Annotated in this window: 18 protein-coding genes and 1 pseudogene; 7 read left to right on the plus strand and 12 right to left on the minus strand. The window is 58.0% G+C overall.

Translation table 11 applies throughout. The features are described 5' to 3' along the window. Nucleotides 1–321 precede the first annotated feature (321 nt). The 5 genes from AC1DWM_RS27775 to AC1DWM_RS27795 all read right to left on the minus strand — a co-directional run bounded on the left by AC1DWM_RS27775 (nt 322) and on the right by AC1DWM_RS27795 (nt 4746). Nucleotides 322–864, minus strand: coding sequence for a MepB family protein (locus tag AC1DWM_RS27775; protein WP_223516253.1), 543 nt, complete (start codon nt 862–864; stop codon nt 322–324). Beyond that, the gene (locus tag AC1DWM_RS27780) at nt 861–2327 is read right to left on the minus strand and encodes a S41 family peptidase (RefSeq protein ID WP_223516245.1); all 1467 of its coding nucleotides are present in this window, start codon (nt 2325–2327) and stop codon (nt 861–863) included. Before AC1DWM_RS27780 ends, AC1DWM_RS27775 begins: the two co-directional genes overlap by 4 nt. A gap of 84 nt (nt 2328–2411) precedes the next feature. Continuing rightward, a complete protein-coding gene (locus AC1DWM_RS27785) occupies nt 2412–3278 on the minus strand; it encodes a carboxylate/amino acid/amine transporter (protein WP_223516243.1) in 867 nt (288 codons plus the stop codon). 322 nt (nt 3279–3600) lie between these two features. Then, nucleotides 3601–4200: an FMN-dependent NADH-azoreductase gene (locus AC1DWM_RS27790; protein ID WP_223516241.1), complete on the minus strand. Its 600-nt coding sequence runs from the start codon at nt 4198–4200 to the stop codon at nt 3601–3603. Nucleotides 4201–4431: 231 nt separating this feature from the next. Next, the gene (locus AC1DWM_RS27795) at nt 4432–4746 is read right to left on the minus strand and encodes a 3-phosphoglycerate kinase (protein ID WP_223516232.1); all 315 of its coding nucleotides are present in this window, start codon (nt 4744–4746) and stop codon (nt 4432–4434) included. A 49-nt stretch (nt 4747–4795) separates the two neighbouring features. Between AC1DWM_RS27795 and AC1DWM_RS27800 the strand changes: the two genes are divergently transcribed. From AC1DWM_RS27800 to aqpZ, 5 genes and pseudogenes are all read left to right on the plus strand, one after another. Beyond that, nucleotides 4796–5719, plus strand: coding sequence for a PA3225 family LysR-type transcriptional regulator (locus tag AC1DWM_RS27800; RefSeq protein ID WP_150713769.1), 924 nt, complete (start codon nt 4796–4798; stop codon nt 5717–5719). 14 nt (nt 5720–5733) lie between these two features. Beyond that, nucleotides 5734–6539 (plus strand): annotated as a pseudogene (locus AC1DWM_RS27805) (alpha/beta fold hydrolase). A gap of 3 nt (nt 6540–6542) precedes the next feature. Continuing rightward, the gene (locus tag AC1DWM_RS27810; RefSeq protein ID WP_223516228.1) at nt 6543–7100 is read left to right on the plus strand and encodes a peptidylprolyl isomerase; all 558 of its coding nucleotides are present in this window, start codon (nt 6543–6545) and stop codon (nt 7098–7100) included. Between the two features lie 85 nt (nt 7101–7185). Next, the gene (locus tag AC1DWM_RS27815; protein ID WP_223516226.1) at nt 7186–9018 is read left to right on the plus strand and encodes an ABC transporter ATP-binding protein; all 1833 of its coding nucleotides are present in this window, start codon (nt 7186–7188) and stop codon (nt 9016–9018) included. Between the two features lie 285 nt (nt 9019–9303). Continuing rightward, the gene (gene aqpZ / locus AC1DWM_RS27820) at nt 9304–10002 is read left to right on the plus strand and encodes an aquaporin Z (RefSeq protein WP_223516217.1); all 699 of its coding nucleotides are present in this window, start codon (nt 9304–9306) and stop codon (nt 10000–10002) included. Nucleotides 10003–10017: 15 nt separating this feature from the next. On the opposite strand, the gene AC1DWM_RS27825 is transcribed toward aqpZ, so the two are convergent. Beyond that, nucleotides 10018–11142 carry a GNAT family N-acetyltransferase gene (locus AC1DWM_RS27825; RefSeq protein ID WP_477796649.1) on the minus strand — a complete coding sequence of 375 codons (1125 nt, stop codon included), beginning with the start codon at nt 11140–11142 and terminating at the stop codon, nt 10018–10020. A 303-nt stretch (nt 11143–11445) separates the two neighbouring features. Here AC1DWM_RS27825 and AC1DWM_RS27830 point away from each other — a divergent pair, with 303 nt between their 5' ends. After that, the gene (locus tag AC1DWM_RS27830; RefSeq protein WP_477796650.1) at nt 11446–12777 is read left to right on the plus strand and encodes a putative porin; all 1332 of its coding nucleotides are present in this window, start codon (nt 11446–11448) and stop codon (nt 12775–12777) included. A gap of 131 nt (nt 12778–12908) precedes the next feature. On the opposite strand, the gene AC1DWM_RS27835 is transcribed toward AC1DWM_RS27830, so the two are convergent. The 5 genes from AC1DWM_RS27835 to aceK form a co-directional block, all read right to left on the minus strand. Then, complete coding sequence (locus AC1DWM_RS27835) at nt 12909–13145, minus strand: anti-sigma factor family protein (RefSeq protein WP_477796651.1); 237 nt, start codon at nt 13143–13145, stop codon at nt 12909–12911. Then, nucleotides 13139–13753 carry an RNA polymerase sigma factor gene (locus tag AC1DWM_RS27840; RefSeq protein ID WP_452627754.1) on the minus strand — a complete coding sequence of 205 codons (615 nt, stop codon included), beginning with the start codon at nt 13751–13753 and terminating at the stop codon, nt 13139–13141. Before AC1DWM_RS27840 ends, AC1DWM_RS27835 begins: the two co-directional genes overlap by 7 nt. Before the next feature lie 21 nt (nt 13754–13774). Continuing rightward, a complete protein-coding gene (locus AC1DWM_RS27845; RefSeq protein ID WP_223516209.1) occupies nt 13775–14896 on the minus strand; it encodes a beta-ketoacyl-ACP synthase III in 1122 nt (373 codons plus the stop codon). Between the two features lie 281 nt (nt 14897–15177). Next, complete coding sequence (hrpA, locus tag AC1DWM_RS27850; RefSeq protein ID WP_477796652.1) at nt 15178–19089, minus strand: ATP-dependent RNA helicase HrpA; 3912 nt, start codon at nt 19087–19089, stop codon at nt 15178–15180. A gap of 190 nt (nt 19090–19279) precedes the next feature. Continuing rightward, nucleotides 19280–20998: a bifunctional isocitrate dehydrogenase kinase/phosphatase gene (gene aceK, locus AC1DWM_RS27855; RefSeq protein WP_477796653.1), complete on the minus strand. Its 1719-nt coding sequence runs from the start codon at nt 20996–20998 to the stop codon at nt 19280–19282. Between the two features lie 158 nt (nt 20999–21156). On the opposite strand from aceK, the gene AC1DWM_RS27860 reads away from it, so the two are divergent. After that, nucleotides 21157–22062 carry a DMT family transporter gene (locus tag AC1DWM_RS27860; RefSeq protein ID WP_223516194.1) on the plus strand — a complete coding sequence of 302 codons (906 nt, stop codon included), beginning with the start codon at nt 21157–21159 and terminating at the stop codon, nt 22060–22062. 258 nt (nt 22063–22320) lie between these two features. Here the strand turns inward: AC1DWM_RS27860 and flgE are convergent, their stop codons facing one another. Beyond that, on the minus strand, nt 22321–23649 hold the full coding sequence (gene flgE / locus AC1DWM_RS27865; protein WP_223516192.1) for a flagellar hook protein FlgE: 1329 nt from the start codon (nt 23647–23649) through the stop codon (nt 22321–22323). Nucleotides 23650–23669: the final 20 nt, after the last annotated feature.

Raw genomic sequence — 23669 nt, forward strand, 5'->3', positions numbered from 1 at the left:
CGCTCCAGCCCCTGCTAGAAAACATTGACCCCAGGTCAGACCGTCGCGGATTGATGCCTGCGCTCCTACCGGCCTTCGAGGCCTGAATGTAATCGGCATACCGTGAGCTCAACCAATGTTGGCCAGAAGCCAAAGATGGCTTCCTCGAATAGGCCTTATACATAGATGCAACCGGGTAGCAGTGTTTGAAAAGCAGGTAGACAGTGGGGGCGAGTCCATACATAGGAGCGAGCTTGCTCGCGAAGGCGGAGTGTCAGTCGATATGGATGTTGGCTGCTACATCGCTATCGCGAGCAGGCTCACTCCTACAGGGTCAGGTGTCTATTTTCCGAAGAGTCGGCACACCTGATCCACGTCTGCGCCGCCGTCCTGTTCAAGCGCGAGGAAATACTTCAGCTGCCATTGCTGCGTCTTGATCGCCTGTTTTGCGACAGGTCTGGCCCACGGCGGATAGACGCGAATTGCGCGCTTGCCACCGTCACCGTCAATCGACATGACCCCTTTGGCGGCCAGTATTTTTTGATCAAAAACAAACTGTCCGCGGTGCGTGTCATCAGCAACGCTCACCACCACAAAGGCGACGCCATCGCCGGTGTCGAACGGGGCAATCTCGCTGGTCGACGTCGGCCGCTTCCATAGCGTAACGAACTGGCCAATCTTGGTCGGCGTGGTCTTCGCCACACGGAAGACCACTTCCTGGTCATCGAGGCCAAGACGGCAGGCTTCGTACTCGGCACTCTCCGGCTCGCGTTGAGCCTCCTGCGTCAATGTCAGGCCTGCTGGTTTGTACACCTGCTCGATGGCGGTGAGCAGTTCGTGTGGAAGGTTATCGTTGTGCTTGAGGAATGGCGCTGATCGGATCATAAGTTATTAAGTACCCACTTTTGGACTGCCGCTGTGTCATTTATATCGCCATCAAAAACAAATGACGGATCATAACTTTGATTATTCCCCCGCGCTCGCCCCCGCCATACTTTTAACGGTATCCAGAACTGTGCACCACTCGGCAGCACTTGAGAGCCTATATCAATATAATCTGTATCRCCGCTCGTTGACGCCCCTAAATGGACAACCCCCGGAATGGAAAGTACGACGTCCACAAAGTCTAGACAGGCACTCGCGCAAAATGAGTCAGTCACCAGTGCAAGCTTACCTTTAAAACCTCGGGCATTGAATCCTCTCGAACCCTCTTGATCGACAGAGGAAGTGCTCGGTTGTCGCAACCAGTCTTTTTTCTCCTGAAGCGCTAGTTCCATCGACCTGGTTAAACTAAAAACAAAATTATAAGCTTCACTATTGCCTCCGTAGTCACGCCCCATGGTAGTGAGAGCATTATTGAGCGTTGTGAGTGCAAAAGGAGAAACCCGCCACATTGCATACGCAGATGACTCATCCAGGCTTTTTACCATTTGCGAGCCTAGCAAAGCAGAAAGTATTTCAGTACCAACTAAACTGTTACCGCCGCGATTGCCTCGTGTATCAAGCACAACCAGTTTGGCATCATCAATACTCTTGATGACGTCGAGCATTTTATCGAGGGAAGCGTTCTCGGCTGCTGACGGCATAAAGTTTGATACATGTATCCAATATCTCCCGCCCCCTAAATTCTGGAGCGATTGGAGTGGTTGAGGCTGGCGCAAAAAAGCGTCCAATTGCCCGCGATCTTCTTGCCACAATAAATTAAAATTTTGTCTTACTCCATTAGGCAGAACAACCAGACAGCTTTTGGATAAGACCCTCGCCAGCACGGGATAGTTGGCATCATCGACAGTTAGCTGCTTAGCCAAATGCAACCAAGTCGATTTCAGATCAAGGCGACGATCAACATAAGGAGATATTTCACTCTGGAGTATCTCGCGAACTGACTTGTTATCACACGATATAACCTTGGAACCAATCGGCGGCAACGGTACAGACCAATTTTTAGCGAGCTGTTTTACAACGAAATTCTGCCCCTGCATCTCCAAAATGAAACCCGCCCAAGAAGAGTTTCCTTGATCGGGTTGATTCAGCCCTACGTGTCCATCCTTGAAGCCCGCAATGTAAAAATTCAGCACGGCTTGAGAGTCTTTCCTTGAGTTGACGCGTTCAGACAGCTGACTTGCTTCCAAATAACCCCGTTCAACCCAATCTGTAAAAACCTCATTATTACTATCAATAGCGCCTGGATGAGAAGTCACTATCCGTTGCCGCATGACAGAAAGATCATTGATAGTTAGATTCTTCCAATCTTTTGTAGGTGGTGGCTCTTCGGCTTCAACGTCCGGCCCCGTCAAGCCAGCACACAGGCAGACAGCCAACGCTATTTTTTTGTACGCAGTTTTCATGCAGGCATTCCCTTAGTTCACTTCTCCATGGCTGACCAGCTGAACCTCTGCCTGCTGGCCCATCCGCTGCAACTGCGGCAGCACCTACACGAATTTGGCTGCGCGCCTGATCCCCAAACGACTGATCCACACCGCCATCAAAATCACCGACCCACCGAGGAACAACCGCCCCAATTCCTCATGCTGATTCCAGATCAGCAGATTGATCAGCAACCCCACGGGCACATGCAGGTTGTTCATCACCGCCAGCGTTCCGCCGTTGACCATGCAGGCGCCTTTGTTCCACCAGTACAACCCCAATGCAGTCGAGACCAGGCCGAGGAATACCAGCACGCCCCATTGCAGTGGCGCTTCGGGCAGGAAGTTCTGTTTGCCGAACAGCAGAAACGCCGGCAAGGCCACCGCCAATGCACCTAAATAGAAGTAACCGAATCGGCGGTAGTGCGGCAGATCGCTCGGATGGCGCGCCACCAGATGTTTATAAAGCACTTGCCCGGCGGCGTAGGTGAAGTTGGCCAGTTGCAGCAGCAGGAAACCCATGAAGAAATCCGGGTTGATCCGGTCGTAGCGAATCACCGCCGCCCCCATCACCGCCACCAGCGCAGCAATCAATGCCCACGGATTGAAACGCCGGTTCAGCGCATCTTCGATCAGGGTCACATGCAACGGCGTGAGGATGGTGAACAACAACACTTCCGGCACTGTCAGCACGCGGAAGCTGAGGTACAGGCAAACGTACGTCACGCCGAACTGCAACGCGCCGATCAACAGCATGCCGCGCATGAATGCCGGCTCCACCGAACGCCAACGCGTCAGCGGAATGAACACCAGCCCCGCCAGCACCACGCGCACCAGGACCGCGAAATAACTGTCGACGTGACCGGCCAGGTATTCGCCGATCAAACTGAAGGAAAACGCCTGGATCAGCGTGACAAAAAGTAGATAGCCCATGCTCGCCTCGTTTTGAATGGCGGCGACGATAGCGGGTTTTACCGATCACTGCGAATCGTCAGGCGACACACAACCCTGTAGGAGCTGAGCTTGCTCGCGATAGCGGTGTACCAGCCCTCATCGCGAGCAAGCTCAGCTCCTACAGGGTTATGTGCGCGCCCATCAAATCGTGGGCGAAAAAAAGCCCGATCTCGCTAAAGCGTTCAATCGGGCAACAGCACTCAGGAGCAATAAGTGCAAAGGGAGGTTCGATGCGCGTAAAGCCTTGAAGGGGTTGCGCCAGGTCACTTGAACATCAAGGGATTATCTGGCGATTAAAGCCTCATGCCACCTGGGAAAGCTTGGCGTTGGCCTGGTTCAGGCCCTTCTCGTGGAAGTCGCCGCCCAGGTTCATGCCTTCGGCGTGAATAAAGGTCACATCATGGATACCGATGAAAGCCATGACCTGACGCAAGTACGGTTCCTGGTGATCCGCGGTGCTGCCGGCGTAGATCCCGCCGCGAGCGGTCAACACGTAGGCACGTTTGCCGCTGAGCAGACCTTGCGGGCCGGTGTCGGTGTATTTGAAGGTCACGCCCGCACGCAGCACATGGTCGAGCCAGGCTTTAAGCGTGCTGGGGATGGCGAAGTTGTACATCGGGGCAGCCATGACCAGCACGTCGGCGGCCAGCAGCTCATCGGTCAACTGGTTGGAGCGCTCCAGCGAAGCCTGTTCGAGGTCACTGCGTTGCTCGGCAGGTTTCATCCAGCCGCCCAGCAGATTGATATCCAGGTGCGGCACCGGCTTGACGGCCAGGTCACGCACGGTGATCTGGTCGGCCGGATGAGCCGTTTTCCACTGGCTGATGAAGGTCTGGGTCAGTTGACGGGAAACCGAGTCTTGCTGACGGGCGCTGCTTTCGATGATCAGAACGCGTGACATGGGATGTAGGCTCCATCTGAGAATGCTGTAAGGCGATGGAGTGAAGATTAAACAGAGTCATATCGATGAAAAAGCGCAAAAAACTGCTATAACCCATCAATTAATTCGTTTATAAGCTGAGCATACCCCTGTAGGAGCTGAGCTTGCTCGCGATAGCGGTGTGTCAGCCGACATCAAATTAAATGACACACCGCTATCGCGAGCAAGCTCAGCTCCTACAAGGGATTGAAGTCATTTAGGTGTGCAGGTCAGCTCAATGCGCAGCTTGATAATGCTACGGGTGAACTTGGCGGTGGCGTCTTTGTGTTTTCCCGCCGGCACATCGATCTTGCGAGTACGCGGTGCTTCCGGGCCATTGCTGAAAACCGCTTTGCAGCTCGCATCAACGTCGCCGTAGTTAGCCACCCGGATGGAGCCCATGTCGTTATCCGTGTCGTAGGTGGTGTAGTCGATCTTCATGCCGTTGAGGTTTTTCTGCACATCAATCGGATAAGCAAACGCCGTCAGCGGCAGCATCGCCAGCAGCACACAACAAAGCTTTTTCATTCAGCAGTCTCCATAAAGGGCTGCCAGCTTAGGACAAGAGGAGCCATTCATGAAAGCGCCCCGCGTGACCCTTGATCAATGGCGAACGTTGCAGGCCGTGGTCGACCACGGTGGTTTCGCCCAGGCCGCCGAAGCGCTGCACCGCTCGCAATCGTCGGTGAGCTACACCGTGGCACGCATGCAGGACCAACTCGGTGTGCCGCTGTTGCGCATCGACGGGCGCAAAGCCGTATTGACCGAAGCCGGTGGCGTGTTGCTGCGTCGCTCGCGGCAACTAGTGAAACAGGCCAGTCAGCTGGAAGACCTGGCCCATCACATGGAACAAGGTTGGGAAGCCGAAGTGCGGCTTGTGGTCGACGCGGCGTACCCGAGCGCTCGCCTCGTCCGCGCCTTGACCGCGTTCATGCCACAAAGTCGCGGCTGCCGGGTTCGTCTGCGCGAGGAGGTGCTGTCGGGCGTAGAGGAAGTCCTGCTCGAAGGCGTAGCCGATCTGGCGATCACTGGTTTCAGCATCCCGGGTTACCTGGGGGCGGAGTTGAGCGATGTCGAATTCGTCGCAGTGGCCCACCCCGAACATGCGCTGCACCGCCTCAACCGAGAATTGAACTTCCAGGACCTGGAAAGCCAGATGCAAGTGGTGATCCGCGACTCCGGGCGGCAGCAGCCGCGCGATGTCGGCTGGCTCGGTGCCGAACAGCGCTGGACCGTCGGCAGCCTGGCCACCGCCGCAACGTTTGTCAGCAGCGGACTGGGGTTCGCCTGGCTGCCCAGGCACATGATTGAACGGGAACTCAAAGAAGGCACGCTCAAGCTGCTACCGTTGGATCAGGGCGGCAGTCGTAACCCGAGCTTTTATCTGTACTCGAACAAGGACAAACCCCTGGGACCGGCGACGCAGATTCTCATTGAACTACTGCGCACCTTCGACACCGCACCGCTGGACGCGCCTTTCGCCGCCCCTGAACAAGCCTGACAAGGAGTGAATGCATGGCCTATTTCGAACACGAAGGTTGCAATCTGCACTACGAGGAATACGGCCATGGCACGCCGTTGCTACTGATCCACGGCTTAGGGTCCAGCACGCTGGACTGGGAAATGCAGATCCCGGCACTGTCCGCACGCTACCGGGTGATCGTCCCGGATGTACGCGGCCACGGTCGTTCCGATAAACCCCGCGAGCGCTACAGCATCGCCGGCTTCAGCGCCGACGTGGTCGCGCTGATCGAGCATCTGAACCTCGGCCCGGTGCACTACGTGGGGCTGTCGATGGGCGGCATGATCGGTTTTCAACTGGCCGTGGATCAACCGCAATTGCTCAAGAGCCTGACCATCGTCAACAGTGCGCCAGAGGTCAAACTGCGCAGTCGAGACGATTACTGGCAGTGGTTCAAACGCTGGAGCCTGATGCGCGCCCTCAGCCTCGGCACCATCGGCAAGGCCCTCGGCGGCAAGTTGTTCCCGAAACCGGAACAGGCGGATCTGCGACGAAAGATGGCTGAACGCTGGGCAAAAAACGACAAACATGCTTATCTCGCCAGCTTCGATGCCATCGTTGGTTGGGGTGTTCAGGAACGACTTTCGAAGGTCACCTGCCCAACCCTCATCGTCAGCGCCGACCGTGATTACACGCCGGTCGCGCTGAAGGAATCCTATGTAAAACTACTGCCCGATGCACGGCTGGTAGTGATTGCCGATTCGCGCCACGCCACCCCGCTGGACCAGCCCGAACACTTCAACCACACACTGCTCGAGTTTCTCACCGCAGTCGACACCACCTCACTCAGGATCACTGACCCATGCTAAAGAAAATCGCCCTCGTCGCCGGCTCCGTACTGTTTGCTGCCAACCTGATGGCTGCAACGCCCGCCAAGGCGCCGCACGTTCTGCTGGAAACTACCAACGGCCAGATCGAAATCGAACTGGACCCGGTCAAGGCGCCGATCAGTACCAAGAACTTCCTTGATTACGTGAACAGCGGCTTCTACAACAACACGATTTTCCACCGTGTGATTCCTGGGTTCATGGTCCAGGGCGGCGGCTTCACCCAACAAATGGAACAAAAGGTGACCAAGGACGCGATCAAGAACGAACACAAGAATGGCCTGGTTAACGTTCGTGGCACCTTGTCCATGGCACGCACCTCGGCGCCTGATTCGGCCACCAGCCAGTTCTTTATCAACGTCAAGGACAACGATTTCCTCGACAACGGTGATGGTTATGCCGTGTTCGGTAAAGTCGTGAAAGGGATGGACGTGGTGGACGTCATCGTCAACTCGCCAACCACTACCCGTGGCGGCATGAAGGACGTGCCCGCCGATCCAGTGTTCATCAAGTCAGCCAAAGTCATCGACTAAGCTTCACAGGAAGTCTTGAGCGGCTGCCGGCCACCGGCGCCGCTCACATTGTTCAAAGGAGAGCCCGTGCGCGGGCGGAGAACTGATGCTTTATCGCCGTTTTGAAAAACTGATCGACGTATTCCGCGATGCACCGACGGCAGCCCCTCCGGATCGGGTTTTCCCTTTCTATACCTATTACCTGAAGCAGGTCTGGCCGAGTTTCGCCGCCCTGCTGATCGTCGGCCTGTTTGGCGCGCTGATCGAAGTGGCGCTGTTCAGCTACCTGAGCCGCATCATCGACCTCGCCCAGGGCACGCCCAACGTCAATTTCTTCAAGGAACACGGCATCGAACTGGCCTGGATGGCGGTGGTGGCGCTGATCCTGCGTCCGGTGTTCGTCGGCCTGCATGACCTGCTGGTGCACCAGACCCTGAGCCCCAGCATGACCAGCATGATTCGCTGGCAGAACCACAGTTACGTGCTCAAACAGAGCCTCAATTTCTTCCAGAACGACTTCGCCGGGCGCATCGCCCAGCGCATCATGCAGACCGGCAACTCGTTGCGCGATTCGGCGGTGCAAGCAGTGGACGCGCTATGGCACGTGCTGATCTACGCGATCAGTTCGCTGGTGTTGTTTGCCGAAGCCGACTGGCGCCTGATGATCCCGCTGCTGAGCTGGATCGCAGCCTACATGGGTGCGCTCTATTACTTCGTGCCACGGGTCAAAGAGCGTTCGGTGGTGTCTTCCGATGCGCGTTCCAAACTGATGGGGCGGATCGTCGATGGCTACACCAACATCACCACGCTGAAACTGTTCGCCCACACCAATTTCGAACAGCAGTACGCCAAGGAAGCCATCGAAGAACAGACGGTCAAGGCGCAACTGGCCGGCCGTGTGGTCACCAGCATGGACGTGGTCATCACCAGCATGAACGGCTTGCTGATCGTCACCACCACTGGCCTGGCCCTGTGGCTGTGGACGCAGTCGCTGATCACCGTGGGTGCAATTGCCCTGGCCACGGGCCTGGTGATTCGCATCGTCAACATGTCCGGCTGGATCATGTGGGTGGTGACCGGCATCTTCGAAAACATCGGCATGGTTCAGGACGGCTTGCAGACCATCTCTCAACCGGTCAGCGTGATGGATCGAGACGAGGCCAAACCATTGGCCGTCGCCCGTGGCGAGGTGCGTTTCGAGCACGTGGATTTCCACTACGGCAAGAAGAGCGGGATCATCGGCGACCTCAATCTCAACATCAAAGCGGGTGAAAAGATCGGCTTGATTGGACCGTCCGGCGCCGGTAAATCAACCTTGGTCAACCTGCTGTTGCGCCTGTATGACGTAGAGGGAGGACGAATCCTCATCGACGGCCAGAACATCGCTGAAGTCGGCCAGGAGAGCCTGCGAGAACGTATCGGCATGATCACTCAGGACACGTCGCTGCTGCACCGCTCGATCCGCGACAATTTGCTGTACGGCAAACCCGACGCCACCGATGCCGAACTCTGGGAAGCGGTGCACAAGGCTCGCGCCGACGAGTTCATCCCGTTGCTCTCGGATGCCGAAGGTCGCACTGGTTTTGATGCGCATGTGGGTGAGCGTGGGGTGAAACTGTCTGGCGGTCAGCGTCAGCGGATAGCGATTGCCCGCGTGCTGCTCAAGGATGCGCCGATCCTGATCATGGACGAGGCCACATCGGCCCTCGATTCGGAAGTGGAAGCGGCAATCCAGGAAAGTCTGGAAACCCTGATGCAGGGCAAAACCGTGATCGCCATCGCCCACCGTCTCTCGACCATTGCCCGGATGGACCGCTTGGTGGTGCTGGAAAACGGCAAGATCGCCGAAACCGGAACACACGCAGAACTGCTGGCCCATGGCGGGTTGTATTCACGGTTGTGGCAGCACCAGACCGGGGGCTTTGTCGGAATCGATTAATTCGCGATCCCCCTATCCCCTGTGGGAGCGAGCCTGCTCGCGATAGCGGTGGGTCAGTCAACAGGGATGTTGAATGTGCCGGCCCCTTCGCTGGCAAGCCAGCTCCTACAGGGGACCGTCTTCATGCAAAAAACCGCCGCAGCCTATCAACCACGGGCTCTGGCGGTTTTTTATGGCACTGGAATTCTGAAAAAACCCTGCTGTACTCAGCCAAGGTTCTGGTGATGGTTCTGCAGTCCATCTGCTGGATGCGATAGGCAGTAAAACCTCGAAAGGGCACGCTCTATGTCTCTATTCAAACGTTCAGCGACAGAGTTGGTAGGTACGTTCTGGCTGGTGTTGGGGGGGTGTGGCAGTGCGGTGCTGGCCGCCGCCTTCCCGGATGTAGGAATCGGTTTACTGGGGGTGGCCCTGGCGTTTGGGTTGACGGTGCTGACCATGGCGTTTGCTATCGGCCATATCTCCGGTTGCCACCTCAACCCGGCAGTGTCGCTGGGGCTGGTGGTCGGCGGACGGTTCCCGGCCAAGGAGCTGCCGGCTTACATCATTGCTCAGGTGATTGGCGGGGTGATTGCAGCGGCTTTGCTGTACTTCATTGCCAGCGGCAAACCCGGTTTCGACCTGGCCGGCGGCCTGGCATCCAACGGCTATGGCGAACACTCCCCCGGCGGCTATTCCATGGTGGCAGGGTTTGTCTGTGAACTGGTGATGACGGCGATGTTCATCCTGATCATCCTCGGCGCCACCGACAAGCGCGCCCCGGCAGGACTTGCGCCCATCGCCATCGGCCTGGGGCTGACCCTGATCCACCTGATCTCGATCCCGGTCACCAATACCTCGGTCAACCCGGCGCGCAGCACCGGCCCGGCACTGATTGTCGGTGGCTGGGCCATTCAACAGCTGTGGATGTTCTGGGTCGCACCGCTGCTGGGCGCGGTGATCGGCGGCATAACCTATCGCTGGCTGGGCAAAGAAGGTACCTAAAGCCTCGGACGAGGATCAGTCTTGCCGGTAGGGCAAGGCGGTCCTCGCCTCTTCTGCATACGCCAGCACCCCAACGCGCTCTTGTTGCAGGAAGTCTTTGACCGCCGCTTTCAGACCCGCGTGACGCAGGTAATGCCAGGAATGCGTGATCACCGGTTCAAACCCGCGAATCAATTTGTGCTCGCCTTGGGCACCGGCGTCAAAACGTTGAAAGCCATTGGCAATCGCATAATCCATGCCCTGATAGAAACAGGTTTCAAAGTGCAGTCGATCAAACTCCGCCAGACAGCCCCAGTAGCGACCGTAAAAACTGTCACCCCCCACCAGACTGAAGGCCATGGCCACCGGCCGTGAGCCTTGTTTGGCCAGCACCACACGAATCGATTCCGGCATGCGTTCGGCCAACAGGCTGAAAAACTCGCGCGTCAAATAAGGCCTTTGCCGCCGCACCGCGTAGGTATTGGCGTAGCACGCGTAGACAAAATCCCACTGCACCTGATCCAGCTGCCGACCTTCAAGCCATTCGAAATCAATGCCCTGCCCCGCGACTTGCTCACGCTCTTTGCGCATCTGCTTGCGTTTACGTGAACTCAGGACGTCGAGGAAGTCCTGAAAATCCCGATAGCCGCGATTCTGCCAGTGATACTGACAGCCAATTCGCTGCAACCAGCCGGGCTGTTCGGCCAGTGCCGCGTCGGTGAACGGGTCGGTGAAGTTGATGTGCGCGCTGGAAAGCTCCTCGATCTCAAGGTAGCCCGGCAGGCTTTTGAGTAGCTCGAAACCGTCCTCGACGCTGGACGCCAGCAAGCGCGGGCCGCTGACGGGACTGAAGGGCACGGCGGTCAATAATTTGGGGTAATAGTCGATGCCGGCCCGCGCACAGGCATCCGCCCAGGCATGATCGAACACGTACTCGCCATAGGAATGCCACTTGCGGTAACTGGGCAGTGCGGCGATCAGTCGATCACCCTCGACGTGCAACAGATGCTCGGGTTGCCAGCCGGAATGCGGACCGACACTGCCGCTGTCTTCAAGGGCACTGAGAAAGGCATGGCGCAGAAATGGCTGACGCTCAGGTACGAGCGCATCCCAGGTATACGGTGCTATTGCCGAAAGTTTTTCTAAACGTTGCAGCGGCATCAACTTCCTCTCCACTTCTTGCGTAAAAGCTTCGCGAGTATCGCTTAACGAAACCCAATCCACACGCACTCCACAGCCAATCCACACCCGCGCTTCGCCATCAGGCCTCTGAAGAGAGTGTCCAGACAGACTTTTTATCGTCATCTGGGCGCCATTACTTTGACGCTGATTTGTAATAATCAATCGCAATACTTGCGCATGTTTTTATAGCGCCTAGTTATATATGGCGATTGTTTACCGTCCATCAATGGTCGGTTGTGCCCTGGATGGCTCAGTCATCCACTCTCATCTTCGGAGATTGATATGCGTCTTGCTTCCACGAAAACTGCGGCCGGCCTGTTTGGCGGGCTAATGCTGGCCATGAGCGTTCCGGCCAGCGCCGCAGTCGACGCCAAACTGCTCGACATGCTCAAGGCCAACGGCTCGATTACTAACGCCCAATACAGCGAACTGCAAGCCGAGCTGACCAAGGAACAGAAGGACCAGCAAATCGCTCGACAGGCTCAGCAAGAGACCAACGAGCAAATCGCAGCGACGGCGAAGAAAACCACTGAACTGAGTACCTTCGACCAGAAACTCGCGTGGGCTGCCAAGACCCAATTCAAGGGCGACATGCGTTTCCGTCAGGAAACTATCCAGAACGATGACGCGCCTAACAACAAAGACAAGAACCGTCAGCGCATTCGTGCCCGCTTGGGTGCCTACAGCGAAATCAACCCGCAAGTCGACACCGGTATTCGTATTGCCACCGGCAACAACGACGACGCTCGTTCCACCAATCAGGACTTGGACAACTACTTTGACAAGAAGCAGATTTGGCTGGACCTGGGTTACATCGACTACCACCCCGACGCCATCAAGAACCTGCACCTCGTTGGCGGCAAGATGCCGCAGCAATGGGTGAGCATGGGCGACGTCATCTGGGATAGCGACGTCAACCCGGAAGGCCTGGCAGTGACTTACAAGTACCCGCTGAGCGGCAGCACCGAGCTGTTCGGTAGCGCCGGTCACTACACCCTCAAGGACAACGTCGACGGCGAAGGCGTGCAATTCAAAAACGATCTGCGTCTGTACGCAGGCCAATTGGGTGGGCGCTTCGCTATCACTGACAACCTGAAAATGACCCTGGGCGGCAGTCTCTACGCCTACGATAACGATGAAGACAGCGCTTGCCCTACCTCCGGCACCACCACTGCACCGTGTGCACTGGCCGTCAATGGCAACAGCCCGGGCGAAGAATTCAACCTGTACGAAGGTTTCGGTCAGCTGGACATTGGCGGTCTGCCAATGCCGTTGTCGCTATACGGTCAGTACGTCAATAACACCGAAGCCAGCAATGACCAGGACACTGCCTGGTTGGCCGGCGTCAAGACCAAGTTCTACGGCGTTGCAGTGGACTACAACTACCGTGATGTACAGAGTAACTCGGTGGTCGGCGCCTTCACCGACTCCGACTTCGCCTACGGTTACACCGGTTCGCGCGGCAGCAAGTTGAAAGTGAGCTACGAGCTGGACAAGAACTTCACCCTCGGCGCCACGTACTTCTTGGCTAACTCTGACCAAATCAACGCCAGCACCAACAAGAAAGATTCGGACATCAACACCCTGCAACTGGATGCTGAAGCGAAGTTCTGATTTACCCCGCTATATGACTCGGGCAAGGAAGCCGGTTGCTTTTACAGTCTGGCGTGGATGGATTGATCCCCATCATCCGTTCGATACATCCACGCAAGGCTGTTTCTTGATCCCCGCAATGAATCCCTCTGCTACGGAATGTCCTTGCGACGTTCGGCAGTGAGACGTTCGGCCAGCGCATCGGCGTCCGGCACCGTTTCTTCGGGCATGGCGCGCAATGTCGCCTGCATCAGCCGCATCTGACGAATGAAGCGCCGGCAATTAGGGCAGAACATCAGGTGATGACGCACCATCAGCCGCTCACGAAAACTCAACTGACCGTCAAGATAATCGCTGGAGCATGCCACTTGTTCCTTGCAGGTCAACATTCCCCGGTCTCCTCAAAATGTTCCACCGTCGCAAACACCTTCAACCGCGCCCTGTGCAGCAGCACGCGAACATTGGAGAGCGAGATTTCCAGAAGATTACAGATTTCTTCCAGCTCCAGCCCCTGACGCTCGCGCAATAACAACACGCTGCTTTGCAGTTCCGACAGACTGAGCAGCGTGCGTTCCAGGCATTCACGCAGCTCGTTTTCGGTCAGCAGCGCTTCCGGGGTGTCCTGGTGCCAGGCAAACGGCGCCACCAGCCAATGACCATCGCCCGGAGAGAAACGATCGTCATCGATGGTGCCGTGGGGCGACGGAAGGTCATCAAGCAAAACCTCGCGGCGGTTTTGCTTGTAGCGACCTTTGGCCGAGTTGGCGGTAATGGTCAGCAACCAGGTCTTGAGACTCGAACGCCCCTCGAATCCTTTGAGATTGCGCACGACCGACAACCAGGCGTCCTGCACCACTTCGTCGGCATGCCGGTTGCCGACAATCGCATAGGCCACCGCACGCATCGCACTCTGGTAAGTGCTGACCAATTCCTTATAAGCCTTCTGCTCGCCCGCCAACAGACGGTCGAGCAATCGGGTGTCGTCAGCGACAGCCATGTATACCTCTCATCCGTGAGCTCAACGCTTGCGCAGAATCACGCTACCAATCGAATAACCGGCGCCAAACGAACTGAGCACGGCCAGCGAACCGGCGGCCAGATCATCCTGATTCTTGTGAAACGCAATCACCGAACCTGCGGAGCTGGTGTTGGCGTAGGTGTCGAGAATCACCGGTGCTTCTTCTTCGGTGGCCTCGCGACCCAGCAGTTTCTTGACGATCAGGTGGTTCATGCTGAGGTTGGCCTGGTGCAGCCAGAAGCGCTTCACGTCGCTGATGTTCAGCGCATTCTCTTCCAGGTGCGTCGCGATCAGTTCGGCAACCATCGGGCACACGTCGCGGAACACCTTGCGGCCTTCCTGCACGAACAGTTTGTCCTTGGCACCGATGCCCTCTTCCGCTGTGCGGTTGAGGAAGCCGAAGTTGTTGCGGATGTTGTTGGAGAACTTGGTCAGCAGCTTGGTGCTGACGATGTCGAACTGGTACTTGGACGTCGCCAGGTCAGCACGTTCGATGATCACGGCCGTGGCAGCGTCGCCGAAGATGAAGTGGCTGTCGCGGTCGCGGAAGTTCAGGTGACCGGTGCAGACTTCCGGGTTGACCATCAGGATGGCCCGGGCCTGGCCCAGTTGCACGCTGTTGGTGGCCGCTTGAATGCCGAAGGTTGCCGAGGAGCAGGCAACGTTCATGTCGAAACCGAAACCCTGGATGCCCAGCGCTTCCTGGACTTCGATGGCGATGGCCGGGTAGGCGCGTTGCAGGTTGGAGCAGGCGACGATCACGCCGTCGATGTCCGCGGCGGTCTTGCCGGCGCGCTGCAAGGCTTGTTCGGCGGCGCCGATAGCCATTTGGCAGAGTACCGACCATTCGTCGTTCGAACGTTCCGGCAGGCGTGGCGCCATGCGTTGCGGGTCGAGAATGCCGTCCTTGTCCATGACAAAGCGGCTTTTGATACCGGAGGCTTTCTCGATAAACGCCGCGTTGGATTCGATCAACGCTTCGACTTCGCCACGGGCGATGGCCTCGGCGTTGTCGGCGTTGAATTGAGCAACGTAGGCGTTGAAAGACTGCACCAGCTCTTCGTTGGAGATGCTATTGGCCGGGGTGTACAGGCCAGTGCCGCTGATGACGACGTTATGCATGGTTGTTTCTCTAATCTGTTCAGGCAGAAAGCATTGGCACCGACGTACCAACACACAAGGGGTCTGTTCCCGTCATGGGAAGCCAACCAGGCATCGCTTTATTCCGATCCCCCGAACCTTGAAGGGCTCAAAACCGCGGAACCGGCGTTTATAGGCGCGAAGTTTGCCATAAACATTGGGTTTTGGCGCCTTTTGCGAGATGAAGTACCTCCCCCAACTGTAGGAGCACGGCTTGCCGGCGATGGCGTCTTTGATGCCGCCATCGCGAGCAAGCTCGGCTCCTACAGTTCGACCTGGGTCCACTGTTTGTTCAGGCGCTTGTCGGAGATCGGCACCTTGGTCCCCAATTGCTGGGCAAACAGCGAAACCCGGTATTCCTCCAGCCACCAGCGATAGAGTTCCAGCTGCGGATCACGCTTGCCTTCCTGGGCGTGTTTACTGGCGCGGGCCTGGTATTGGGTCCAGAGGCCGGACAATTCGCCGCTCCACACCCGATCCCGTTGCACCTGAGCACCGATTTTCTCGAAACGCTGCTCGACCGCTTTCAGGTAACGCGGCAATTCCTTGAGCCACACCATCGGCGTTTCACGGACAAAGCCTGGATACACCAGATGACTGAGCTGCTGCTTGATGTCGTTCAGGGCCACGGCTTGCGCCAGGTCGATCTTGCCCTTGAAGCGTTTTTGCAGACCATGCCAGAGCTTGAGGATTTCCAGCGTCAGCTTCGCCAGACGCTCGGCGTGGTCAGTCCAGCCACCGCGCTTGCGCTCGGCCAACGCCGCCAACCCGGCGCCATCGCGCGGCAACGGTTCTTCACCCTCGAGAATGCAGCTGTCGAGACTGGCCAGCAGAATGTCTTCCACCAGACTATCGATACGCCCCATGTCGCGGTACATCAGGCCCAGTTCCGTGAGCCCCGGCAATTTGCCGCGCAGGAACTTCGCCGGTTCCGCCAGTTGCTGCATCAGCAAACGTTGCAAGGCGCGGCGATGCTGGAACTCGGCTTCAGCCGGCGTCGAGAAACGCCCTTCCTTGACCGTGCCACCTTCTTCCACCAGCGCCGGGTAGACCGTCATCGACAGCCCGGCGATCTTCTGCTGGGTTTTCTCGGCAACCGCGGCAAAGACTTTCGCTTCTACCGGCTGCTGGCTTTTCGCGGATTGCGGTACAGCCAACGCCGCCTGACTCGCTTCAGCAAAACGCGCGGTCAGTTCGGCCAGATCACGCCCTTCGCCAAGGAACTTGCCCTGGCCGTCGACGATTTCCAGGTTCATGCGCAAATGGCTGTCGACCTGCTGCGACGCCTCGGCCCACGCTTCATCGCTGACCCGCGCGCCGGTCATGCGCAGCAACTCGCGGCCCAACGCCTGAGGCAACGAACCTTCGGCGAACGTCATGCGCTGCAACGCCGCTTTGACGAAGTCCGGCACCGGCACAAAATTCTTGCGCAGTGCCTTGGGCAGGTTGCGCACCAGCGCGATGCATTTGGCTTCGATCACACCCGGTACCAGCCACTCCAGACGTTCCGGTGGCAGCATCGGCAGCAACGGTGCCGGTACGCGTAAGGTCACACCGTCGCGTGGATGATTGGGTTCGAAGTGATAACTCAGCGCCAGTTCCAGATCGCCGATGTGCAAGGTGTCCGGGTAATGCATGGCGGTGACTTCGCTGGCCTCGCGGGCCAGCACGTCTTCTTCGCGCATGATCAGCAGCTGTGGGTCTTTCTGGCTGTTGACCCGATACCAGCTGTCGAAGGTCGCGGTCTGGTGGATCTCCGCCGGCAATCGCGCATCGTAAAAGGCGAACAGGGTTTCTTCGTCGGCCAGAATGTCGCGACGGCGGGCCTTGGCTTCCAGTTCGTCAAGTTGTTCCAGCAGTTGCGCGTTGGCCGTCAGGCATTTGGCCCTGGATTGAATTTCGCCACGCACCAGGCCTTCACGAATGAAAAACTCACGGGACACCACCGGGTCAATCGGCCCGTAATGCACTGGCCGACGGCCGACCACGATCAGCCCGAACAAGGTGATCTGCTCGAAGGCCACGACCTGACCGCGCTTCTTCTCCCAATGCGGTTCGAAGTGGTTTTTCTTGATCAGGTGCCCGGCCAGCGGCTCGATCCAGTCGGCGTCGATCTTGGCGACCATGCGCGCATAGAGTTTGGTGGTTTCCACCAGCTCAGCAGTCATCAGCCATTGCGGGCGTTTTTTACCCAGCCCGGATGACGGGTGAATCCAGAAACGCCGCTGACGGGCCCCCAGGTAATCGCCTTCATCGGTTTTCTGACCAATCTGACTGAGCAGGCCCGAAAGCACGGCTTTGTGCAGTTTCGGGTAGTCCGCCGGCTCTTTGTTGATGCTCAGCTGCATGTCGCGGCAGATCAGGCTCAACTGGCGGTGCGAGTCGCGCCATTCGCGCAGACGCAGGTAATTCAGGAAGTTCTTGCGACACCAATTGCGCAACGGGCTCGCCGTCAACGCCTGGCGTTGTTCTTCAAAACCGCGCCACAGATTGACCAGCCCGGCGAAGTCCGAGTCCACGTCTTTCCATTGTGCGTGGGCCTGATCCGCCGCTTGCTGACGCTCCGGCGGACGCTCGCGCGGGTCTTGAATCGACATGGCGCTGGCGACGATCAGCACTTCCTGCAAGCTGCCGAGTTTCGCCGCTTCCAGAAGCATGCGGCCCATGCGCGGGTCCACCGGCAAGCGCGCCAGATTGCGTCCCAGCGGGGTCAGCTGGCTGTTGCGGTCCACCGCCGAGAGTTCTTGCAGCAGGTTGAAACCGTCGCTGATCGCCTTACCGTCCGGCGGTTCGATAAACGGGAAATCGGTGATCTCGCCGAGGCGCAGGTGCAGCATCTGCAAGATCACGGCGGCAAGGTTGGTGCGCAGGATTTCCGGGTCGGTAAATTCCGGACGGCCAATGAAATCGTCTTCACCGTAAAGGCGAATGCAGATACCGGGCTCGACCCGACCACAGCGACCTTTACGCTGGTTGGCGCTGGCCTGGGAAATCGCTTCGATGGGCAGGCGCTGGACCTTGGCGCGGTAGCTGTAACGGCTGATGCGCGCGGTACCGCTGTCGATCACGTAACGAATGCCCGGCACCGTCAGCGAGGTTTCCGCGACGTTGGTCGCCAGGACGACGCGGCGGCCTGGGTGCGACTGGAAAATCCGCTGCTGCTCGGCCGGCGACAGGCGTGCGTACAACGGCAGGATTTCAGTGTGCTTGAGCTGGGCCTTGCGCAGCATGTCGGCCGCGTCACGAATCTCGCGCTCGCCGGGCAGGAACACCAGCACATCACCGGGGCTCTTGCGCTCGCTGCGTTCGAATGCGGCTATTTCGTCCAGGGTGGCGAGGATTGCCTGGTCCACGGTCAAGTCATCCTCGACGCGGTTGCCCTCTTCGTCCTGCTCCAGGGTCAGCGGGCGATACCAGGTTTCTACCGGGAAGGTGCGGCCGGAGACTTCGACAATCGGCGCGTCATCGAAATGTTTGGAGAAGCGCTCCAGGTCGATGGTTGCCGAGGTGATGATGACTTTCAGGTCAGGGCGACGCGGCAGCAGGGTTTTCAGGTAACCGAGCAGGAAGTCGATGTTCAGGCTGCGTTCGTGGGCTTCGTCGACGATGATCGTGTCATAGCGTTCGAGGTAGCGGTCGTTCTGGGTTTCCGCCAGCAGGATGCCGTCGGTCATCAGTTTGATCAGGGTGTTGGAATCGCTCTGATCCTCGAATCGCACCTGATAACCGACCAGCGCGCCCAGTGGCGTCGCCAGTTCTTCGGCCACGCGGCTGGCCACGCTGCGGGCGGCGATTCGACGGGGCTGGGTGTGGCCGATCAGGCCATGCTGGCCGCGACCGATTTCCAGGCAGATCTTCGGCAACTGGGTGGTTTTACCCGAGCCGGTTTCGCCGGCGATGATCAGCACCTGATGCTTGAGCAGCGCTTCTTTGATTTCGTCGCGCTTGGCGGCAATCGGCAAACTGTCGTCGTACCGAATCACCGGCAGGCTGGCCCGCCGCGCCAACACCTGATCACAGGATGCCTGCATCCGCGTCACCCACAGGGCCAGCTTGGCCTCGTCAGGTTTCTTGCGCAGCTCAAGCAACTGCCGCCGCAGCCGGTGGCGGTCGGCAAGCATGGCGTGATCGAGGTTTTTCAGCAGTTTGTCGATGGAGGGCGATTCGTCGGTCATCGGGTACGCAATTCAGTCGTCTAGTGGCGCAGGGGGGCGATTGTCGCAGATTTGGCGGTACAAATGAGYGCGGCGATTTTTCGAATGGCCACTGTTCCCTGTAGGAGCCCGGCTTGCCGGCGATTGCGATCTTACGGACGCCATCGCCGGCAAGCCGGGCTCCTACAGGTTTGTGGTYGCCCAAACGAGGTTATTCGTTATCGAGGCCCTTGCGCCGATACGGGAACACGTCGATCACTTTGCCGGYGCGAATCGCYTCTTGMAGGCTTTTCCAGTAATCGGCGTTGTACAACTCACCATGCAACTGATCAAACAGCCGCCGCTGCCCCGAATCGGCAAACAGAAACGGCGGAAACTCTTCAGGAAACACATCCAGCGGCCCGATCGAATACCAGGGCTCCGACGCCATCTCGTCTTCCGGCGTGCGCGGCTGCGGGATGTGCCGGAAGTTGGCCTCGGTCAGGAAGCAAATCTCGTCATAGTCATAAAACACCACGCGACCGTGGCGGGTGACGCCGAAGTTTTTCAGCAACATGTCGCCGGGAAAGATGTTCGCCGCCGCCAGTTGCTTGATCGCCAGGCCGTAATCTTCCAGCGCCTCGTGCACCTGCGCCTCGTTGGCGTTTTCCAGGTACAGGTTCAACGGCGTCATCCGCCGTTCGGTCCAGCAGTGGCGGATCAGCACGGTGTCACCTTCCACCGACACCGTGGACGCGGCGACTTCGAGCAATTCCTCCAGGCACGCCGGGTCGAATTTGCTCAACGGGAAACGGAAATCGGCGAACTCCTGGGTGTCGGCCATGCGCCCGACGCGGTCGACGCTTTTTACCAAGCGGTATTTCTCGATCACTGTGGCGCGGTCGACGTTTTTCGACGGCGAGAAACGGTCCTTGATGATTTTGAACACGGTGTTGAAACCCGGCAGGGTAAACACGCTCATGACCATGCCGCGCACACCGGGGGCCATGATGAACTGGTCGTCGGTGTTGGCCAGGTGATTGATCAACGCCCGGTAGAACTCGGACTTGCCGTGTTTGTAGAAACCGATCGAGGTGTACAGCTCGGCGATGTGCTTGCCCGGCAGAATACGCTTGAGGAAACCAATGAACTCCGCCGGTACCGGCACGTCGACCATGAAGTACGAACGGGTGAACGAGAAGATAATCGACACGTCCGCTTCATCGGTAATCAGCGCATCGATCTGAATCCCGCGACCTTCGCGGTGCAGCAGCGGAATCACCAACGGCCACTGTTCGTCGTGGGTGTAAATGCGCCCAACCAGATACGCCCCTTTATTGCGATAAAGCACCGAGGAAAACAGTTCGACGCTCAACTCCGGGTCTTTGCACACCCAGTCCGGCAGGTTCTCGCGCAGTTGCGCTTCGAGGCGGCTCAAGTCACCGGCCAGGTCGGCGTAATCCTCGCTGAAGCGGTAGTCGGCAAATATGCTCGCCAGCATGCCGGACAATTGACCCTGAGGTTTGTAGGTGCGGGTTTGTGCAGCGCGGGCCCGACGCAGGCTCGGGCGGGTGGTGTGGATGAACATGCAGCCGTCGCTGATCAGGTCATGGCTGAACAAACCGCAGAAAATCGAGTTGTACCAGGTCTCGGAGAGTTCATCGTCGAAGCGCAGGTCGATCAATGTGATGTACGCGCTTTTGACCAGCGGCCAGCAGCTGACATCCAGCGTGTCGGCGTCAAACGCGATGCGCAGCCGTTCCACCGTTTCGCTGACTTTTTCTTCATAGAGATTGATCCGCGCAGCTGACGCGACTTGCGTCTCCTGCCATTTGGCCTGCTCGAAACGGGCCCGTGCGCCGTCGGTGATCTGACGGAAATGCTCGCGGTAATCGTCAAAGCCATCGAGGATCATTCGGGCGATATCGGCGGCTGGCCATTGCTGCGGCATGGGTGAGACCTCTGCGGGAATTCGTGAGCCCTGAGCTTAGCCAGTGAACCGGGTGCAGGAGAAGCGTAATTTTTCGCTCGGATTATTTGCCCGTTTTTCGGTTGCCATCGATCTGGCGCTCAGCAACACTCTCGTCCCCATCAAGGAAGGAGAGCACCGTGAACCCCGTCGATATCGTCCGTTTACTGTCACTGGCGGCCATTTGGGGTGCGAGCTTTCTGTTCATGCGCATCATCGCCCCAGTGATTGGCACAATCCCCACTGCGTTTTTCCGCGTGTCGATTGCCGCTGCCGGCTTGTTGGTGATTCTCGGGTTGATGCGCATCAGCTGGGATTTCAAAGGCAAACTCAAGACAGTGATGCTACTCGGGGTGATCAACTCCGGAATTCCGGCGACGCTCTATTCCGTGGCCGCCCAAGTGCTGCCGGCCGGGTATTCGGCCATTTTCAACGCCACCACACCGCTGATGGGCGTGCTGATCGGCGGGTTGTTCTTTCATGAACGACTCACCGCCGCCAAGCTCGGCGGAGTATTCCTCGGATTGTTCGGTGTTGGCGTGCTGACTCGCGCGGGCCCGGTCGCGTTCGACATGCAATTGCTGATGGGCGCCCTCGCCTGCCTGCTCGCCACCACCTGTTATGGCTTTGCCGGTTTCCTCGCCCGCCGCTGGCTGGATCAGGCCGGCGGACTCGACAGCCGTTTGTCTGCGGTAGGCAGCATGCTGGGGGCGACGCTGTTTCTGTTGCCGCTGTTCGGGTACAGCGTGATCAGCCATCCTCCAGCGAGCTGGGGTGGCTGGAATGTCTGGTTGTCGTTGCTTGGGTTGGGGCTGGTGTGTACCGCGCTTGCGTACATCATTTACTTCCGTTTGCTCAGCTCGGTCGGGCCGGTGAAGTCGATGACCACGACCTTCCTGATCCCGCCGTTCGGGGTGTTGTGGGGAGCATTGTTGCTGGATGAGCCGTTGTCCATGGCGCATATCTATGGCGGGGTATTGATTGCAGCGGCGTTGTGGTTGGTGTTGAAGCCTTCGGTGAAAGTGGCTGAGGTGGCTGCCAGGTAGTTTTGTGGTGCTGACGATGACGCCATCGCGGGCAAGCCTTGCTCCTACAGAGTTTATGTCTGCCGCGTTTGTTGGACACGGCACCAATCTTGTAGGAGCAAGGCTTGCCCGCGATGGCGTCAGCTCGAACAACTACAAAGCTGAGAGCCGGCTCGCGATAAGGCCAATACAGACAACCAGGATGTCAGGACCCGAGACAAATCCCGCCCATAAAAAAACCCCTCTTACGAGGGGTTCTTCAAGTAGCGCTATCAGGCATCAAGCCATTTGAATGATGGTCTGCATGATGGTGCTTTCGGTGGAGATAGTCTTGGCGTTCGCCTGGTAGTTGCTCTGCGCCTTGATCAAATCAACCAGTTCGTTGGTCAGGTTGACGTTGGACTCTTCCAGCGAGTTGGACACGATTGAACCCAGCGTACCGGTTTTCGGTGCATCGACGCCGGCCACGCCCGAAGAGTAGGTTTCTTTCCAGCGGGTACCACCAATTGGCTGCAAGCCTTGTTCGTTGGCGAAGCTGGCCACGGCTACCTGGCCGACGGCCTTGGTTTGCCCGTTGCTGAAATTGGCGGTCATGACACCGCTTTCGTCGATGGTCAGACTGGAAATCTGGCCAGTGGCATAGCCGTCCTGGTACTGCGCAGTACGTGCGGTCGGTGAAGCGTACGAAGTGGTTTTACCCATGTCGAACGCAACACCGCCAGCAGCGGCGTCCGAGCCGTTCAGGGCCCAGGTTGGCGGGTTGGCGTTGGCGTCAACCACCACGCCCGGCTTCCAGCCTGTCATGGTCAGCGTGGTACCGGTCAGCGTCCATCCCGTGGCTGGAGGTGGAGGGGTCGTCAGCGTATTGATGCTGCCATCCGGATTGAAGGTGATGTCCGCTATCATCGGCTCCGGTGGGTTTTGCGTCGGGTCGCTTGGGCTGCGGCCGTCCATGTAGGTGTAAACAGTCCAGGAGTTGGCCCCCGGATTTTTTACGTAGTACTGGTCCATCGAGTGCTTGTTACCCTGCGTGTCGTACACAGGGGTGGAAATGGTTTTGTTGTAGCTGTTGGTGTCTTTGACGTTGAACGGCGTCACGGTTGGAAGTGCGTCCGAGGAGTTCAGGTTCATCGTCTGATCGACACGAGTGGTCGCATGCGGTGTCAGGTTCGACGTATCGATTTTCAAGTCGGTCAGCACGCCGTTGATGATCTTGCCGTTGGCGTCTACGCCATAACCCTGCAAACGGTTGCCGTTGTTATCGACCACGTAATTTTCGGCGTCAGTCTTGAACGTGCCGGCACGGGTGTAGCTCATCGAACCGTTGTCGCTGAGGATGAAGAAACCGTTGCCCTGGATACCCATGTCCAACACGTTGCCGGTGTTGCTCACGTCGCCCTGGCTGAACTGCTGGGAAACGTTGGCCAGGCGCACGCCGTTGCCGATGGTCTTGCTGCCGGTGCCCAGGCGGGTGGCCGAGTACACGTCTTCGAATTCTGCACGGGAGGATTTGAAACCGGTGGTCGCGACGTTGGCGATGTTGTTGCCGGTTACGTCCAGTTGTTTGTTGGCGGCATAGAGACCGCTAAGGCCGATATTGAAAGACATATTCCACTCCTTTGTGCCGT

The sequence above is a fragment of the Pseudomonas sp. P4_C8 genome, from assembly GCF_056401975.1.